Below are 17,722 nucleotides of genomic sequence, written 5' to 3'. Positions count from 1 at the left end.
TCGTGTGCTGGAGAGAGGTAAACAGAGATAAAAATTAAGAGATACTCTTGCCACAGTTTGGGTTATATTTTGGTAACAAAATCAGTAATAAATTTTTCGATATTTCATACTTAAAATGCTCTATTTTACCACCCTCACTTTCAAAAGCCTTGCTCTTGTTTAACTCAAAAAATACTCAAATCTTTGATTTATATAGGTCTTGGCTTTATTCACTAAACCTGACATAAATCTCCATAAGTTGAAACTTGTCCTAAGGACAATTCATGAATTGTCCCTACCATCATTTTTACAAGATATCTAATGATTTAATCATTGTTTCTACTGTTTGGAGAAACTGCTCATAATCATCTGTTTTTGCTGTATAAGTTACTATATAAGCCCGATCGCCTTTTAATGTGACAATCTGCATATTCTTTAAATTATCTGTGCCATTTTTACCAATATACACTATTTTCTTAGCTTTTCCGTCAGCCAAAGTAGTGGAACTTGTTTCAAGAATCTTTGCTGCTGAAATAGTATTTTTAATGTCTTTAATATTAGAATCAGCAAATTCATTTAGTGTACCATTAAAATTTTCTACACCGATGGTTAACATTTCTTGAAATTTATCTTCAGGATTTTGTTTAGGTGCTATAAAACTAACAAATTCCTTTGTCAGTGGATTTTGTGGTTCTGTTTTGTTCCAAGATTCTGGATATTTAATTATTTTTATTCCATATTGTTGATTTTCATAAGTCAGTAGATTTTCTCTTGGTGTAATTGTAATTGCTCTGAATATTGCAATAATTAATATTGCAATAATTGTAGTAATTATAGCGAGAGTAAGAGGAATTCCTGTTATTAACTGTTTACTTAAACCCTGATTTTGAATATTATTATTTTCTGGAATAATATTTGTATCTGAACTAGAAGATGGATCTTGTGTAATTGGATTATTTTCCATAATCATAGTTGATCCAGGAGATGAATTGTCTGTAACTGGTGTTGTCTTATTTAGTGTTTGAGAGGTAGAATTTGGCGGTTGATTGGGAGTTTTGGTAGACTTTACATTAGCTTCAATAGCGGCAATACGTCGTAAAATTTCCTGAGTATTTTGAGGACGATCTTTATATAAACGCTGCATCATATCATCTAGTAAATCTGCTAACTTATGTGATATTTCAGGAGCATGATTACGCCAATTTAACTGATCATTTTGATTATCATAAATATCAGGATCAAGGGGAAATTTTCCTGTAAGTAAATAAACAAAAGTTCTGCCTAAAGCGTAAAAATCAGATTGAGGTACAGCATTAAAATTGAGTTGTTCTGGCGGTGTATAACCTGCAGAATTAATTTGTGTAACTCCTCCTTGTTGGTTAACCACAGTACGTGTATTTTTCCTAACTGTACCAAAATCAATTAGTACCAATTGGCTACTATTATTAAGCATAATGTTAGGGGGTTTAATATCTCTGTGAAAAAAGTTTTCACCATGTACTGCATCTAGGATATTAATTAAATCCTTTAACCATTCAATAGCTGAAGTTTGATCAATGGGACGATAATTACGGATTTCCATATATTCTTGTAAATTAATTCCCTCAATTTTTTCCATGACTATACAATAAATTGGATAGTTACTTTGATAGGGCTTATATATGAAATAAGCATCTGGTTCTACTTGAGGAATACCAGGATGATTTAATTTACTCAATTTACTTAAAACATCTGCTTCTTGTTTGAATAATTCTATGGCTTTAGGGTCATAGTTATTTAAAACTTTGAGAACTTTAGGAGTATTGGTTCTGGCTTCCTCAATTTCAAAGGTATTACCAAAACCTCCGCTTCCTAACTTTTTGATTACCCGATAACGCCCTTGTAGTAATAACTCTGAACGACAGGTAGCACAATTTACCCGATTATTCGGATTATCTGGATTTTGGCAGTTAGGATTAATACAAAGACTCATGGCTTTAGTAAATAGTAGGAATGCTGCTTTTAATACTCTTTTTATTATAGTCTTTATTACTCACATTCTGCACCCTCGGTGTCACAATCGGTAATTATGGCTAACGCCACGCTCCGCTATTGGATTTTTCAACCACTTTGAGGATAACTTTTATACAAAATGATCGAAATCTTAGGTAGCGATACCGAAGTGCTGCTGCAAGCAGTTCGCCAATCTCAAATCCCCAAACGACCAATTTTCGTTGTGTGACAGTTTAGGGTGCAGAAGCAGGGTTATTATATTATACTTTAATTGTCACTAATTAGGATACAGCAGTTTCCGTTATTATGAGGTACAGATGTTAATGATCAAACCCTTGTAACACAGGCATCTTGCCTGTTGATAGTGTACCTCATGTAGATGGAATGTGCTGTATTCAGGATTGAAGGATTGACAGGATGTTGAATTGTAATTCAATGATGACTATGTAAATCCTGCCAATCAATAAATATACTATAAATATACTACAGTGACATCAAAAAATATATGAATCTTTTCTTCACTTTTCTTTATATCCCCACAATAACATCTTTAACCATAACCATCCTAATGTACTCCCCATCATATAATAAGGAAAATCTGCCCAAGTAAATACAGAACCTAATAACATTTTTCCCCACCAATATGAACGGATGAAATTTAAAAATGGTGTGTGCCATAATTGCAAAAATTCCACTAAACAAGTAATCACAAATACCCATATTGGAACTTGCCAAACTGCTTTGCGTGTAGGAATAAATAAAAATGCTAATAAACACCAAAATATCTCATAAAAAATTCCCCCTACTTCTTGATTTAACCATGATACAGAAAAACGATAGCGACTATATGATAATCCTATAGGTAAGATAATTGCTAGAGAAAAAATCGTCTTTAATTGAATGTTTGTCAAAAGTGGCATGATTTGATAATATTTATTTTGGATTTATTTTGGATTTATTTTGGATTTTAGTTACTAGTAATAATTATGATCTCCTAATTATCTGTTAAAAAAACCTCAAAAGATGCCGAATTTATTTTTGCTCTTATCAATCAATGATAAACTAATATGATAAATTAATATGATATTCCCTATTTTCTGCGGTATGATTTCATTAGCAAGTATAAATGGTATGGATAATGCAAATTTTAAAAAGAGCGATTAAACCACAAGACTGTATATCATTCTTGCATATCTACTCAACTACTTGGGGGACTGCTGGTGATATCTGCTTGATCCGTGAATCTGTAGCAGAAACGGGGTTATGTAAATTTATCGGTCATAAAGTGCGTCTGGTGCTTCCTAAAGGTATGGAACGCCATTATTTAGGAGGTTTACCCGTGATCAAGGTGGCTGGCCATGTGGGAGATGGGCATCCCAAGGATAAAAACTCTCTGTGGGAAATTTATGAAGGTGTAAGTAGAGAAGTTGCGATCGCAGCCATCAAACCTTGGGGATTTAAACTAGTTGATATTGATGCAGAAATGTATCATAATTAAATCACAATTAAAAATTAACATTTTTGAAATTTTGACTATGAAAGCAATTTGGAATGGTGCAGTTTTAGCAGAAAGTAACAACACTGTAGTTGTGGAAGGAAATCATTATTTTCCTGCGGATACTATCAACAAAGAGTATTTTCAAGAAAGCGATACTCACACTACTTGTTCTTGGAAAGGAGTAGCTAGTTATTACACTATCACTGTTAATGGACAAATTAATAAAGATGCTGCTTGGTATTATCCTAGCACCAAAGAAAGAGCGAAAAATATTGAAGGATATATAGCTTTTTGGAAAGGAGTAAAAGTAGAATCTTAAGCTAAAATTATATCTGTAGGGTGTGTTACAGCAGTTTCCGTTATTATGAGGTACAGGTGTTAATGATAAAACCCTTGTAAAACAGGCATCTTGCTGTGTTCATAGTGTACCTCATGTAGATGGAATGTGCTGTAAATAGCCAATTTTTCAGTAGAAATTAATCAAGGAATTACGCGAAACATGACGAAAGTAGGGGTAATTGATGAATTACCCCTACCAAAGAATCGAATTTTTGATTACTTTCTGCATAACTCCTATGATAATTAAATTTTGACGCACCCACAAAACAAACCTGTAACTAATAACTAATCTTTAGCAATGACTATATCATTAGATTTAATTACAGCATAGGCTTCTGTTCCTGCAAATAATTCTAATTCTTCCGCTGAAACTTTGGTAATTATGGAGGTTAATTCCACTTTGTGAACTATTTCTAAAGTTATTTCTGTGTTAATAGTTCCAGTGGTTACTCGTTTAATAATTCCTTTGAGAACATTGCGAGAACTCACTTTTAAAGGTTTTTTAGAACTCGCAAATTCCAACTCAGGAGTGTTATTGTTTACTGTTTCTTTGGAAGTTGATAATGATGTAGGCACTGATGAATACTTATTAAGTCCTCGTATTAATTCTCGCAATATTTCAGTTTTAGTACGTTGGGAATTTTCACAAAATTCTTCTAATATCTTGCGTTCTTCTTCTGATATTTGAAATGTTACCCATCCTTGTTCTTTTCTTGGCATAATTTTTAGTAGTTTATTCAGTAACTATAATAGGACTTATACAAGTCTCACACCAAAAATCTCTTGTAGGGTGCATCACACTGGATAAATCCTGCAAATAAACAGATTGTTGATATTTGATGCACCCTACCAATGTGCCAACTGGGTAAGTCCTGTATAATTCTGGTACAATAGTAGCAAAAATCAACATTTTTTACTGATTTATTTTTTTCATGATTAATCAAATTTCTAACTTATTCCCTCCAAGGGAATAGAAATAGAAGATACCGGACTTTTTTTGAAAAGTCCGGTATCTGTATTTAGTTTTTGCTGAAATTTTACCCTTAAGGAGATGGAAAAACATGATAAGCTAATGTGCAGCACTCACTGTATAATTAAAAAACCTAAAGTTACAGTAGCACAAGCATCTTGCTTGTATTAATTATTCAAGTTAAAAGCACAACAGCTTATTAAATTCAACTACGGCAACCAAAAATTAGGTAAAATAGACTGACTAAAATTACGCCCCAATTGATTAATATTCCTAGCAAATTGAATATGAACCTCATCAACTTCCACAGGAATAATATTAGCAAAATCACCCATTTGTAAATAAGAAATCGCCAAATTAGCAGCCTCCAAACCAGTCACATAAGCCTTTTCTTGGGACCATGAACCATGACGGTTAATAATCCAATCACCACTCATAAACAAATTTTTAAACACCGTATTTCCCCGTAACATATAACGATAACTACCAGGGGCAAAATGTGTCACAGCATTTCCTAACCTAATCACACTACTATCTACCACCTTTGCTTGTTTAAATTGAGGAATACAAGTAGCTAAATAACCATGAACAGTCTTAACAACTTCCTGATCATCTAAATGCAAAAATTGATTAGCATGATAAAAATCCGCCTCTACCACCGTTTCTTGTTGCTGTTGATATTCATCGTGTAAAGCATTCAAATCAAAAAAAGTCCATCCCGTAGCATCATCAAAACCAAAACAAGCATTAGAAGGACGAGGAATATGGATTTTTCTATCAAACCATAACCGCGTAGCTAACACATCAATTGCCCCTAAATTATGTAAATTTCTAAATTGTGGATGTCGTTGTAAAGTGGGACTATTAGCCACTATTTTCTTCATTCCCGTAACCCCAACCGCAAAAATTACCGCATCACAATCGAATTTTTGATCCTCACAAACCACTGATTTAATAATGTTATTTTCATCAACAATTACATCAGTAACTTTATGTTTAGCTAACACCTTTCCACCCAAAGATGTAATTTTTTCTACCCAAGGACGAAAGATTTTTTCCCCCACAGTACCACGACACCAAACCACATCAAAATCCGGTTGATGTGCCAGAATAAAATAGTATAACATTCCTAAAGTAGCCGCAGCAGAACATTGTTGTCCAGGGGCAAATAATCCCACCAATAACATCGGTTCAAATGCTTCCTTATACAGTCTTTGCGACACTCCAAAAGTTTTAAATAATTCCCTAGCGGTAATAAAATCATAACGTTGCCAAGCATCATCAGAATTATCAAAGTCAATCAGAGAATATAGTAAAGGTAAGGCACTTAAACGATCAATTAATGGTAATCTTTGAAATTGAGTATATATAAAAGTTCCTAAAGGAGTGGGTAATTTTGGTAATTGTTGAAAAATAGGAGATTCCACTTCCAAACCAGCAGGAGAATATTGGGCTGAACGAGTCCAATTTGTGAAAGGATTAATATTTAATTCATTAATAAGAGAAAATATATTTTTGTAGGGATACCAAAAACCATGAATACCAGCTTCCACAGACTTTCCAGTGCTAGTTTGCCAACCTGCAACCAAACCTCCAGGATATTTTCCTGCTTCTAAAAGTGTGACATCATAACCTTGTTTTGCCAAGTGGTAAGTAGCACCTAAACCTGCCCATCCAGCACCAACAATAATAACTTTTTTCTGTTGATTTTCTTGTGACATTTTTATAATTGATAATTGATAATTGATAATTGATAATTGATAATTGATAATTCTGACTCCTGTAAGGGTTTACCAGTGCTAAACCTTTACTTTAATAATAAATTGTACCATCTGGCATAACAGCTTCCTCTAAAATTGCTCCAGCTAAATTTGTAGCACTAATATCTGCCCTAATTAGTTTCGCTTTAGTTAAATTAGCATCACTAAAATTTGTCCTGGCCAGATAAGTCTCTACTAAATCAGCATCAATTAAACTGGCATTAGATAAATCTGCTCTAGTTAAATCTGCTTTATTTAGTCTAGCACCATTTAAGTTTGCTCTAATCATTATGGCTTTGTTCAATTTAACTAAAGACATAATTGCACCTTGTAGGTTAACATCTGTCATGTCAGCCTTAGTAAAGTTTGATTTTGCTAGTTGAGAATTAATTAAACTAGCACCTTTTAAGTTAGCACCTGATAAGTTACTACTTATTAAGGATGTATTATTTAAAATTGCTTCACTTAAATTAGCATCAGTGAGATTAGCTTCTCGTAATGTAGCATTGGTTAAATTAGCTCCACTTAAATTTACACCAGTTAAATCTGCACCAGTTAAATCTGTACTTCGTAAATCTACCCTACTGAGATTTGCACCACGCATAACAGCTACATACGTTCTAGCTTCTTTTCTCAGATTAGCTCCTACTAAACACGCACCACTAAGATTAGCTCCACTGAGATCCACCCCACGTAAATCACTATTCATCAGGTTAGCATCAATAAAGGTAGCCAAGGTTAAGTTAGCATTGCGTAAGTCAGCATTTTGTAAACTTGCACCATGAAAGTCGGCATTATGTAAGTTAGCATTCATTAAATTGGCATAATTTAAATTAGACCCACTAAGATTAGCAGATTCCAAATCTGCTTTGGTTAATACTGCTTGATTTAAATATGACAATACTAAATTAGCTCTAGTTAAGTTTGCTTCTTTAAAAACTACTTTAATTAAGTCAGCACCAAAAAGGTTAATACCATTGAGGTTAAATCCTGTAAAATTTGTTTCTCCGTGTGCGTATAGCCTTAAAAGTCGTTGTGGATCCATATTTTTCCTGTTTTCCATAATGAGATTTGGTGCGAGATAATTGATAAGTTTATTTTCTGGTAGGTGGTTTTAATGCTGGACAGGTGTTATTATCATCAAGTTCATGGGGATAAAATTCATGAACATTATTAATAATATTTAGCTGGGTTTGATTATCTATTTCATCATCTGAATTAACTAATGTCTGCATTTCTATGGAACTCATGGAATTTTGATAAACGGATGTGCAATAAACATCACTATACAAATTTTTCATAAATCTGCTAATTGTACTAGCCGCTTGTTTATTCTCCTCATCTATACCCAAGGATAAAACACTATTATTAAGTTTAGATTCTACTTGGGAGAATGTTTCACAGGAATCAAATAATTTGGTGATCAAACTATCTAGTGTTTCTAATCTTAATTTTGACCAATATTCTGATTTAAAGTGAAACTGATCATATACTGCGTAAAATAAGACTATTTTTGCTCTCAAGGGGTTGGTAAGACGCATAATATTTTGACGTATATCAAAAATATTATATTTATTATTTTTTACTTGATATTTTTGATGAAGTTGATTAGATATTATTTGTGGTAGTTCTTCATTTTTAAAACAAAAATATATTTTTTCGATTTTACTGGTAATAATATTGGCAACGTTGATATATTCACTTGGCTTACTGAGAGTGTTAGCAATTTTGGATAAGTTGGATTTTAAATCTGCCACTGTGGGGTTTAAATTCCATAGTTGTTCTACTAATTGTGGTAATGTTAATTGTGCTAACTGATTTTGATCATTTGTCCACTGATTTGTACAAGCATAAAACATTAATTTTTTAATTCTTTTTGAGTTTTCATGCTGTTCTAAATCTTGAGTAATTTCATGAATAATAGATAGATTCATTGATGTTTCTCCTGGGATGAAGCCCAATTACGAATTTGAACTAAAGCTCAACTAAGAGTAATTAAGAGTTGAGCTAAAGCTCAACTACGAGTAATGACGACCACTACCTATAAAATATAATAGCGCCATTCTGACTGCTACACCACTAGTTACTTGATTTTGTATTAAGCTAATTTCTGGATTGTCCATTAAATCAGAACTAATTTCCACTCCTCTATTTACGGGTCCTGGATGTAATACTTTTACATGAGGTTGACATTTTTTGATTCTATCATAGGTAAGGCCAAATAATTGATGATATTCTCTTAAACTGGGGAGTAAATGAGAGGTCATTCTTTCTTTTTGTAGTCTTAATGTCATCACAAAGTCCGCATTTTCTAAAGCTGGTTCTATGTGCCAATGAGTAAATAAACGTTGATATCCTTTTGTTACTCCTAGATATTCAGCAAAGTATTTTGGTAATAGTGTAGGTGGTGCGGCTAAATGTACTTCTGCGCCACTAGCTGTTAAACTCCAAATGTTAGAACGGGCTACACGAGAATGTAAAATATCACCGACTATGGCTATTTTTTTACCTTTTAATAGTTCAATTCTGGGATTATTTGGGTCTATTAAACTGCAAATTGTGAATAAGTCTAATAACCCTTGGGATGGATGTTCATGTTGCCCATCTCCAGCATTTAATACGCTAACTTTAACTCCTAAATTATCCATTTCTTGAGCGATCGCCTGGGGTACTCCTGCATCTTTATGGCGTATTACCATAATATCTGTACCCATGGCCAAATAAGTTTTTGCGGTATCTAAAATCGTCTCTCCTTTTGTCATAGAAGATGTGGAAGAAGCGAAATTCAAAGTATCTGCACTGAGTCTTTTTGCTGCTATTTCAAAACTACTACGAGTGCGAGTAGAAGGTTCAAAAAATAAATTTGCTACCACTTGCCCTTGTAAAGTTGGTACTTTTTTAGTTCGTCGTGATAACACTTCTTGAAATGAGGCCGCAGTTTGCAAAACGGCATTATATTCAAATGTAGTAAAATCAGATAATGAGAGAATATGATGACGATTCCAAGTAGTATTAGGCATAAAATTTTACTGTTATATTATATTGAATGAACTTTTGTAGTTGTACTTTAATGCTAATTTATATCAAATAGCATTTTATATAGTTAATAGCTCAATTAGTTGGTTCATATTTTGGTGTGTACTGCGTGTTTTTGTAAGAGCATAAATGTTGTTGTGGCCATCTTATTTATTAGACCTGTGGTGAAAATTACATAACCGTTTTTATATTGATTTCCACCAAATGTCTATTGGAGATGATTAATAATTTTTAATTAATAATTGTTAGTTAATAATTATATGTTACTAATCACCAATGATCAATCAACAAATTAACTAGGAAAATGAAATACCTTCAAAGCAAGAGAAATCATACTTAAGAATGTTAAAAATCCAATAGTATCTAACATCGTAGTTACTAACGGTCCACTCATTAAAGCAGGATCTAACTTGAACTTTTTCAATCCCATAGGTAATAATGTTCCCAATGTTACAGCTACTAAGGTATTAGTAGCCATAACCATACCAGCAACTACAGCTACCCATCTTTCTTGAGGTTTAGCCCAGATTAAGGATAGTAACATCATTGTTGTACCCAATGCTAAAGCTGTACCAAAACCAGCTAATAGTTCCTTACGGAGAATTTTACTGGTGTCTTCTGGAGTAACTTCTCCCACTCCTAAACCGCGAATAGTCACCGTTAAGGCTTGAATACCCACAGTACCACCCGTGTTAGAAAATATGGGCATAATTACGGCTAATACTGGTACGGCGGCAATTACTTGTTGAAAGGGGGCGATGGCACTAGCAGCACCAATATATAATGCCATAATCCCCAATAACCAGGGTAAACGGTTACGAATTGTTAATAATGGCGAAGATAGGGCTTCTTCATCACCACTTACCCCTGCTAATTTTTGAATATCTTCGGTGGCCTCTTCTTCTAAAATATCTACAACGTCATCAATAGTAATAATTCCCACTAGTCTTTCTTCCCTATCTACCACAGGAATAGCAATTAAATCATAACGCTGCATAATTCTAGCCACCTCTTCCTGAGAAGTTTCGGTTTTTACCTTAATGACATGGCCACTAGCGATATCTTTAATTAAAACATCAGGGAAGGTAAATAATAATTGACGTAAGGATACAACACTAACTAATTTACGATTATCGTCCGTAACATAAGCATAATAAATTGTTTCTTTATCTTCATCTTGACGACGAATTTTGCTTAATGCTTCTCCTACAGTTAACCCTTGTCTTAACCTCACATATTCTGTAGTCATTACCCGGCCAGCAGTTCCTTCTGGATAACCCAAAATTGTGGCTGTGGCTTGTCTTTGTTCAGAACTAAGTTGTTGTAATAGTCGTTTAACTACTCCTGCGGGTAACTCATCAAATAATTCCGCCCTTTCATCGGGACTCATTTCTTCTACTAATTGAACCACTTGAATATCGTGGAGAGAATTAATTAATTCTTCCTGAATATCTGTAGGTAAATATTCAAATACATCTATAGCTTGGGACTTATTTAATAGACGAAAAGCGATCGCTCTTTCTTGTTCTGGTAAATTACTAATATATTCACCTACGTCCACAGGTTGTAGACTGTTCAAATCCAATTTAAGTTGGTTTAAATCAGTAACCCCAATTAAAGAATTGCAAATATCTTGTGTAAGCATTATCCTATACCTCCTAAAATCTCCTCCGCGCCAGGAGATTATCTCATCTCACCAGCTTAGAGGAGGATACTACTACCATCAGTTGGACTGTTGTCCATAAAAAATCTTCAGAACTCAACATGAATAAGTTTGTCAAGACATAATTCTAGGTATTTCAGCCCAGTGTTGAAGATCCTAGAACTAGCTAATTACTAGTTTAATCCCACGTGGTGAAATACACAAGTATTTTATTTATCAGGAGTCGGGAGTGGGGATTCCGTAGTTAGAGGATAGTTGCAAGGTCTAAATTATTACAAACAAGACTTACGCAACTGGCAGATTCCTAGGGTGTGGTTCGACAAGCTCACCAACCACGTCAGACAGTATACAGCACATTCCATCTACATGAGGTATACTATCAACACAGCAAGATGCCTGTGTTACAAGGGTTAAGCTGTTGTGCCTTTAACTTGAATAATTAATACAAGCAAGATGCTTGTGCTACTGTAACTTCACGTTTTTTAATTATACAGTGAGTGCTGCACATTAGCTTATTAATATCTGTACCTCATAATAAGGGAAACTGCTGTAAATCTTGCTTGCAAATAAACAGATTTTTTACTGTGACACTTGCGTAAGTAGTAACAAAAATCGGCGATGGGAAATCGCATCTACACGGGCAAAACTTGCCTATTTATGTTAAAAAGTTCTTAGTTTTTAATTAGTCAAAAAATCCTTTGTGTATTCAGCTATCAATGATCAATTATACCTGCTATCTTTTCCAAATTTTCTGGCGCATTTTCAGCACAAAATCATTAATTTCAGGAATATTCATCTTAGTGCTAAACAATGCAAATACTCCTATACCAAAAACTCCAGAAATAGATAATTCTATTAATAAATTTATTAAACCTTGTGTACCGAGAATTTGTTGAGAAGCCATTAACACTGCATAACTAACTCCACCACTAATGATACTACCACCTAATAACCCTAAAATTGGTTTACTCCATTCTTGCCAAGGAATACCATTTAATTTACGATTGAGTAAATATAACAACATAATTGTGGAACTTAAATTAACTCCCACTGTAGCTAATATTAAACCCTGGGCACCAAAAGGTTGCACAAAAATTAAATCTAAAACACCATTTAAAAATATATTAAAGGTACTAATTTTAAAAGGTGTTTCTCCATCTCCTAAGGCATAAAATACTCTAACTAAAATATCTCTGGCTAAATAGACAAACATTCCTACACCATAAACCATTAATAATGATGATACTAAGGAAGTTGCTTCTTGATTAAATGCTCCCCGTTGATAAACTATTTGTACTATGGGTACTGCTAAGGCTATCATTAATGCTCCCAAAGGTAACATAGTGACAGCAGTTAGTAGTAAACCTTGACGAATACGTAATTTTAAATCTAGCCAATTTTCTGGTGCTGATAGTTTAGCAAATATGGGTAATAAGGGCAATAGAATAATATTAGAAATGATGCCTAATGGAGTTTGTACTAATAAATTGGCATAGTTAAAACCTGCGGCGGCACCGGGAATAGGACTAGCAAAATAAAGGTCTGTAGCTACATTTATCGGCATCATTCCCGAGGAAATTGTGGCAGGTGTCATAATTCTAATTACTTCTTGTACTGGTGGAGATTTGAAATTAAACCGCAGTTTTAATTTACCTAATCCTAAACGCCATTGTACAATTAATTGTACAATCCATTGTAAAATTGCTCCGGCTAGTGTCCCCCAAGCTAACACCATACCACCAATAAAGGCAAATTCTGGTTTAATAATTTCCCTGCCATATTGCAGTCCTAAAAATGCAATACCAATCACAACAGTTATACTAGATAATAAAGGACTAATTGATAATAACCAATATTGATTTGCTGCATTTAATGTCCCAAAACCAATACCAATTAAACCAGCAAATAAGGCCATCGGTGACATAATTTTAATTTGTTGAATAGCGATCGCTCTTGTACTTGCTTGTAAACCACGACCCACCAGATCAACTATAATATCAGCAGCAAAATATTGGGCAACTGTTAATATTAATAGTATTCCTCCTACTAAAGTAGTTACAGTTTCTACAATTGGTGCAGCATCTTCTTTTTTATTCTTAGCTAAAACACTGATAATGGCACTATGTAATGGTCCATTTACCCCACCTAATAATATTAATAGAAAACCGGGAATAATATAAGCATAACTATAAGCAGTTGCGGCCGCACCAACACCAAAAGCAGCTGCGATGGTTTGTTGTCTAATTAACCCAAATATTTTACTAATAAATGTGGCGACTGCCACAATACCAGCAATACCAGCAAAAGAACGGGTTGGTTTTTGATCTTTTTGTGTCACAAACTTTAAGTTTATTGAAGTAAGTAGTTAATTAATACAAATAATAGGTTAATATTTAAACTTATCACTTAGATTATCACTTAGATGATGTTTTAAAAGTATAGGGCGAATATAATTCGCTACTGTACAGGATCAGTGACCACCTGCGTGGACTAAGGAAAAAACAAGGATTTTTAACCTACGTAGGCAGGTTTTGCCTGTGTAGACGCGATTTCCAATTGCCTTTCCAAACATCCTCTTATGAAAAAGTGATACTTTGCATATTACCACTATTTGAGGTTACTATATAAAGTAAAATAGTGAACAATTGACCAGATAAATTTTTAATAAATTTCTAATAGTCTTTACTATCATATATGCATCTGCAATGGAATAGATATTAACGCAACTTAATAAAAGTTAAAGTTTTATAATCATGCAGATCCCAGAAATTCTATCTGAACTAGAAAATTATACAGGTAAATTGGCGATACAAAAAAGCTAACTAATGCTAACAAAAGTTTGCTTTTTCTTCTTGCTTTATCCTAGAAGTGTCGGCACTATCTAGTCCACAGTTGTAGGGTGCGTCAGATATCAACAATTTGGTTATTCACATGATTTATACTGTCTGACGTACCCTACCAAACAAATGGTTATTTGTGATTCTAAATCACCGACAACCTAAACTTTCTCTAGTGGAAACACCAGTAATAGGATTAACACCATCGGCCGTTTTACAAAGTAGTGTAACTTGATAGCGATCAATTAGTGCATCTGTAAAATCAGCACCAGTAACATCAGCATCATAAAAGCGACTGCGTGTTAAAGTTGCACCTGTGAAATTAGCATTTCTAAGATTAGCGCTATCTAAGGTGACACGATCAACTAAAGCATCTGTTAAATTTGCCCCTTCTAAATTAGCTCTTAATAATACAGCCTTTGTTAATATGGCATTAGTTAAATTAGATCCTTGAAAATTCGCTCCTCGCATTTCTGCGGCCACAAAGGTGCTACCAACTAAATCAATATGAGAAAAGTCACGGTTTTCTAAGTTCATATTGCTATAGTTAATGGTATTAACTTGTGCAAAAGCAGCTTGAACATGAAAGATGAGAATAAATCCCGATAAAACAAAAGTAAATAATAAAGTTTTGTACATAACTTTGTTTATTTGTCATCAATAGTAAACTAAACAAATTTAAAAAACTCAAGACTTAGACAAGATGTAGCTAAAATCCTTATTCTTCCGTAGAGGTAATTCATAAATTACCCCTAGTTATGTTTTACTACTGCCAATCTTTACCAATGCGAATGGTTATCTCTGATTCTAAATCGCCGGTAGTAGAAAGTTCAACTTGTCCTAATCCTAAAACCTTTTGCATTTCTTGACCTATTTCTCTAGTTCCTTTTTGCACAATAATCTGAGTTTGACGTTGATTATCTGACCAAGGGGCAACTGCATAAACGTTTGTAAATCCCTTTTCTTTTAAATAAGCAATAACCTTTTCTGTTAATTCAGGTCTATTAGTACCATTTTGTATAGCAACTTTGCGAATTAACACAGGTCTAACATCTTCCTGCAAGCTGGGTACATTTACACCTGCATAATCATTAAGTAAACTTTGTTGACCTGTCAAATTTAACCAATAACTGTTAGGATCTTGGCTAAATTTGCTAAATGTCCCAGGTAACATGGCCATTTGAAATTTCTCCCTTTCCACAGTCAAGGAAAAATTAGCTAAAGCCATAATTTCTTCCGTTTTTAAGTTGGTATCGAAATATTTTCGCATAATGCGAGTTAATTGAGGTAATCTGTTGAGTACAGAAGGATTGCTTAATCGTTGCATTAAAGCAGTGATTAGTGTTTGCTGTCGTTGCACTCTAGGTAAGTCTCCCATAAATCCTTCTGTGTAACGAGCAAACGCTTCCGCTTGTTCTCCGTTTAAAGTCTGCCAACCACTTACCAAATTCATATTGAACCCGCTACTAGTATCTTGATAATTCATAGCTTGGGGTACAAATACATCTACTCCCCCCAATAAATTAACTAGCTGTCGGAAACTACCAGTAGAAATGCGAATATATCTATCTATAGGTGCGTTGCTTAAACTACGACTAACAACTCTTGCGGCTAATACAGGTCCACCTTTAGCATTAGCTTCTGATACTTTATTTAATCCCTGTTCAGGAATAGCGATCATCGTTCCTCTGGGTATTGAGAGTAGGCGGATAGATTTATCGCTGGGATTTACTCTCACTAACATCATTGTATCACTACTACCACTAAAGCTCTCTAATGAACCATCTACAGCACCTTTAACTGGTTCAATACCCATGACTAAAATATTCATGGGTTTTGAGAGTTTATACTGAGAGAATTTAGTCCATACATCGCTGGTTAATTTAGGCTGATCCTTATTATTAGCTGTAAAATCCTCATCTTTAGGCTGATCTAAATTACTCCACAGAGGAGTCCACAATGCTAAAATTGATGCTATTAACCCAGAGATGATGATTCCTAAAACAATGGTTAACAGCCACAATAACCATTGAGGCATAGACAAGCCTAATCGCTTATACAATTCATCTGGGATAGATCCAACTGATTCAACCACAGAACCAGCATTATTAAGTTGCTTTTTAACTGGTGGTTGAGTTTTTCCAGATTTTACAGGTCTATATACCTTGTGAGCTTGCAGTGGCTTTTCTGATGTAGTATCTTGTATAACGTCTAATTCTGTTTCTACTGGCTGATTTGTCATTGGATTATCGGACAATGGAACTGGTTTAATCACAATTTTTCCCCACTTAACCACGTAAATAAATCTGGGAGTCAGAAGAGTGCGAAGTGCGAAGTTGGGAGGCGCTATGGTTAGGCTATCATTCCCATTAGACAGGGAATTAATTCCCATAGCTGGTTATGGTTTTTACGTTAAATTAACACTTATATCCAACTCCCAACTCCCAACTCCCAACTCCCTATACACTAGATTGTTGTTGATAGCTGTGACAATATGAATAATTTATTTTTTCCCGTAATTCTCGCTGGCGGTAAAGGTGAACGTTTTTGGCCTCTAAGTAGATTAAATCGCCCTAAACAGTTCTTAAGCCTTGATGGTACTCCTAATAGTTTACTTCAAGGCACTGCCGCAAGATTATTAGAGTTAGCTGGAGGCTGGGATCGTCTTTGGGTAGTTACCGCTAGTGCGATCGCCCAAGGTGTACAAGAACAACTTCCTAATTTACCAGAATCTAATTTATTAATCGAACCCCAGGGAAGAGATACCGCAGCGGCCGTCGCTTGGACTACTTTGGAAATTAAAAAGCGTTATGGTGATGATGCTATTATTGGTTTCTTTCCTGCTGATCATTGGATCGCGGATCAAGATGTATTTGTAAATACTATCCATGCTGCGATCGCTTTAGCTACTAGCAAACCAGCAATTGTCACTTTGGGGATCAAACCGAATTTTCCCTCCACTGGTTATGGTTATATTGAACAAGGCGAAAACATTGGTGTTTTTAATGACTTACCAGCCTATCATGTCCACCGTTTTACTGAAAAGCCGGATCGGGAAACCGCCACTACTTTTTTATCAACGGGACGTTTTAGCTGGAATGCTGGGATGTTCGTCTTTCGTGCTGGTGTAGTGTTAGAACAACTCTACCTCCATGCTCCAGAAATTATTACACCTTTAGAACAATTTGGTGTGGATATTTATCCCCAATTACCTAAAAAAAGTATAGATTATGCACTCATGGAAAAAACTAGTTTAGCTTATGTTTTACCAGTTTCCTTTGCATGGGATGATCTTGGTGATTGGAATGCTATTGAGCGCTTGCTCAAACAGGAAGATCAAGCTAATGTAGAATTGGCTACCCATATAAATTTAGATACTCAAGGTGCTATCGTTTATGCTTCTGATCCAGATGATGTTATTGTCACCATTGGTTTAGAAGATGTGGTAATTGTGCGCGATCGCCATGTCACCCTGGTAGTTAATAAACACCGCACTCAGGATATTAAACAAGTGTTAAAAATCCTGCAAACTGATAGTAGATTTACTAATCTATTATAAAGTATACAATCTTTGGTAGAGGCTCAAATTCTTTATTCTTCATTATAACTTAACTATCAATAGTATTTTGTTATATTTTATGTTAATAA

General features: G+C 34.5%; 14 protein-coding genes. 3 read left to right on the top strand and 11 right to left on the bottom strand.

Going from position 1 to position 17,722, the window contains the following annotated elements; all coding sequences use genetic code 11:
- Window positions 1–286: 286 nt before the first annotated feature.
- Window positions 287–1,951, bottom strand: coding sequence for a serine/threonine-protein kinase (locus tag H6F32_RS03775; protein ID WP_190368009.1), 1,665 nt, complete (start codon window positions 1,949–1,951; stop codon window positions 287–289).
- A gap of 538 nt (window positions 1,952–2,489) precedes the next feature.
- A complete protein-coding gene (locus H6F32_RS03770; RefSeq protein WP_190368008.1) occupies window positions 2,490–2,891 on the bottom strand; it encodes a DUF2809 domain-containing protein in 402 nt (133 codons plus the stop codon).
- 218 nt (window positions 2,892–3,109) lie between these two features.
- Here H6F32_RS03770 and H6F32_RS03765 point away from each other — a divergent pair, with 218 nt between their 5' ends.
- On the top strand, window positions 3,110–3,469 hold the full coding sequence (locus tag H6F32_RS03765; protein WP_190368007.1) for a hypothetical protein: 360 nt from the start codon (window positions 3,110–3,112) through the stop codon (window positions 3,467–3,469).
- A 37-nt stretch (window positions 3,470–3,506) separates the two neighbouring features.
- Window positions 3,507–3,788, top strand: a complete 282-nt coding sequence (locus H6F32_RS03760; protein ID WP_190368006.1) for a DUF427 domain-containing protein — start codon at window positions 3,507–3,509, stop codon at window positions 3,786–3,788.
- 305 nt (window positions 3,789–4,093) lie between these two features.
- On the opposite strand, the gene H6F32_RS03755 is transcribed toward H6F32_RS03760, so the two are convergent.
- The 9 genes from H6F32_RS03755 to H6F32_RS03715 all read right to left on the bottom strand — a co-directional run bounded on the left by H6F32_RS03755 (window position 4,094) and on the right by H6F32_RS03715 (window position 16,466).
- Window positions 4,094–4,528, bottom strand: a complete 435-nt coding sequence (locus H6F32_RS03755; RefSeq protein ID WP_190368005.1) for a molybdopterin-binding protein — start codon at window positions 4,526–4,528, stop codon at window positions 4,094–4,096.
- 459 nt (window positions 4,529–4,987) lie between these two features.
- Entirely contained in the window at window positions 4,988–6,499 is a 1,512-nt protein-coding gene (locus H6F32_RS03750) for an FAD-dependent oxidoreductase (RefSeq protein ID WP_190368004.1), read from the bottom strand.
- A 91-nt stretch (window positions 6,500–6,590) separates the two neighbouring features.
- The gene (locus H6F32_RS03745; RefSeq protein ID WP_242031040.1) at window positions 6,591–7,601 is read right to left on the bottom strand and encodes a pentapeptide repeat-containing protein; all 1,011 of its coding nucleotides are present in this window, start codon (window positions 7,599–7,601) and stop codon (window positions 6,591–6,593) included.
- 31 nt (window positions 7,602–7,632) lie between these two features.
- Window positions 7,633–8,472, bottom strand: coding sequence for a hypothetical protein (locus H6F32_RS03740; RefSeq protein WP_190368003.1), 840 nt, complete (start codon window positions 8,470–8,472; stop codon window positions 7,633–7,635).
- A gap of 84 nt (window positions 8,473–8,556) precedes the next feature.
- Window positions 8,557–9,558 carry an aspartate carbamoyltransferase catalytic subunit gene (locus tag H6F32_RS03735; RefSeq protein ID WP_190368002.1) on the bottom strand — a complete coding sequence of 334 codons (1,002 nt, stop codon included), beginning with the start codon at window positions 9,556–9,558 and terminating at the stop codon, window positions 8,557–8,559.
- A 308-nt stretch (window positions 9,559–9,866) separates the two neighbouring features.
- Window positions 9,867–11,219 carry a magnesium transporter gene (mgtE, locus tag H6F32_RS03730; RefSeq protein WP_190368001.1) on the bottom strand — a complete coding sequence of 451 codons (1,353 nt, stop codon included), beginning with the start codon at window positions 11,217–11,219 and terminating at the stop codon, window positions 9,867–9,869.
- A 751-nt stretch (window positions 11,220–11,970) separates the two neighbouring features.
- Window positions 11,971–13,575: a murein biosynthesis integral membrane protein MurJ gene (gene murJ, locus H6F32_RS03725; RefSeq protein ID WP_190368000.1), complete on the bottom strand. Its 1,605-nt coding sequence runs from the start codon at window positions 13,573–13,575 to the stop codon at window positions 11,971–11,973.
- Window positions 13,576–14,224: 649 nt separating this feature from the next.
- Window positions 14,225–14,713 carry a pentapeptide repeat-containing protein gene (locus H6F32_RS03720; protein ID WP_199294464.1) on the bottom strand — a complete coding sequence of 163 codons (489 nt, stop codon included), beginning with the start codon at window positions 14,711–14,713 and terminating at the stop codon, window positions 14,225–14,227.
- A gap of 127 nt (window positions 14,714–14,840) precedes the next feature.
- Window positions 14,841–16,466 (bottom strand): LCP family protein, encoded by a 1,626-nt coding sequence (locus H6F32_RS03715; RefSeq protein ID WP_395939576.1) that lies wholly within the window; start codon window positions 16,464–16,466, stop codon window positions 14,841–14,843.
- Between the two features lie 102 nt (window positions 16,467–16,568).
- Here H6F32_RS03715 and H6F32_RS03710 point away from each other — a divergent pair, with 102 nt between their 5' ends.
- Window positions 16,569–17,633, top strand: a complete 1,065-nt coding sequence (locus H6F32_RS03710) for a mannose-1-phosphate guanylyltransferase (RefSeq protein WP_190367999.1) — start codon at window positions 16,569–16,571, stop codon at window positions 17,631–17,633.
- Window positions 17,634–17,722 lie beyond the last annotated feature (89 nt).

Origin of the sequence: Anabaena sp. FACHB-1237, assembly GCF_014696225.1 — a bacterium.
GTDB lineage: Bacteria > Cyanobacteriota > Cyanobacteriia > Cyanobacteriales > Nostocaceae > FACHB-1237.
This window is presented reverse-complemented; position numbering and strand designations above follow the sequence as displayed.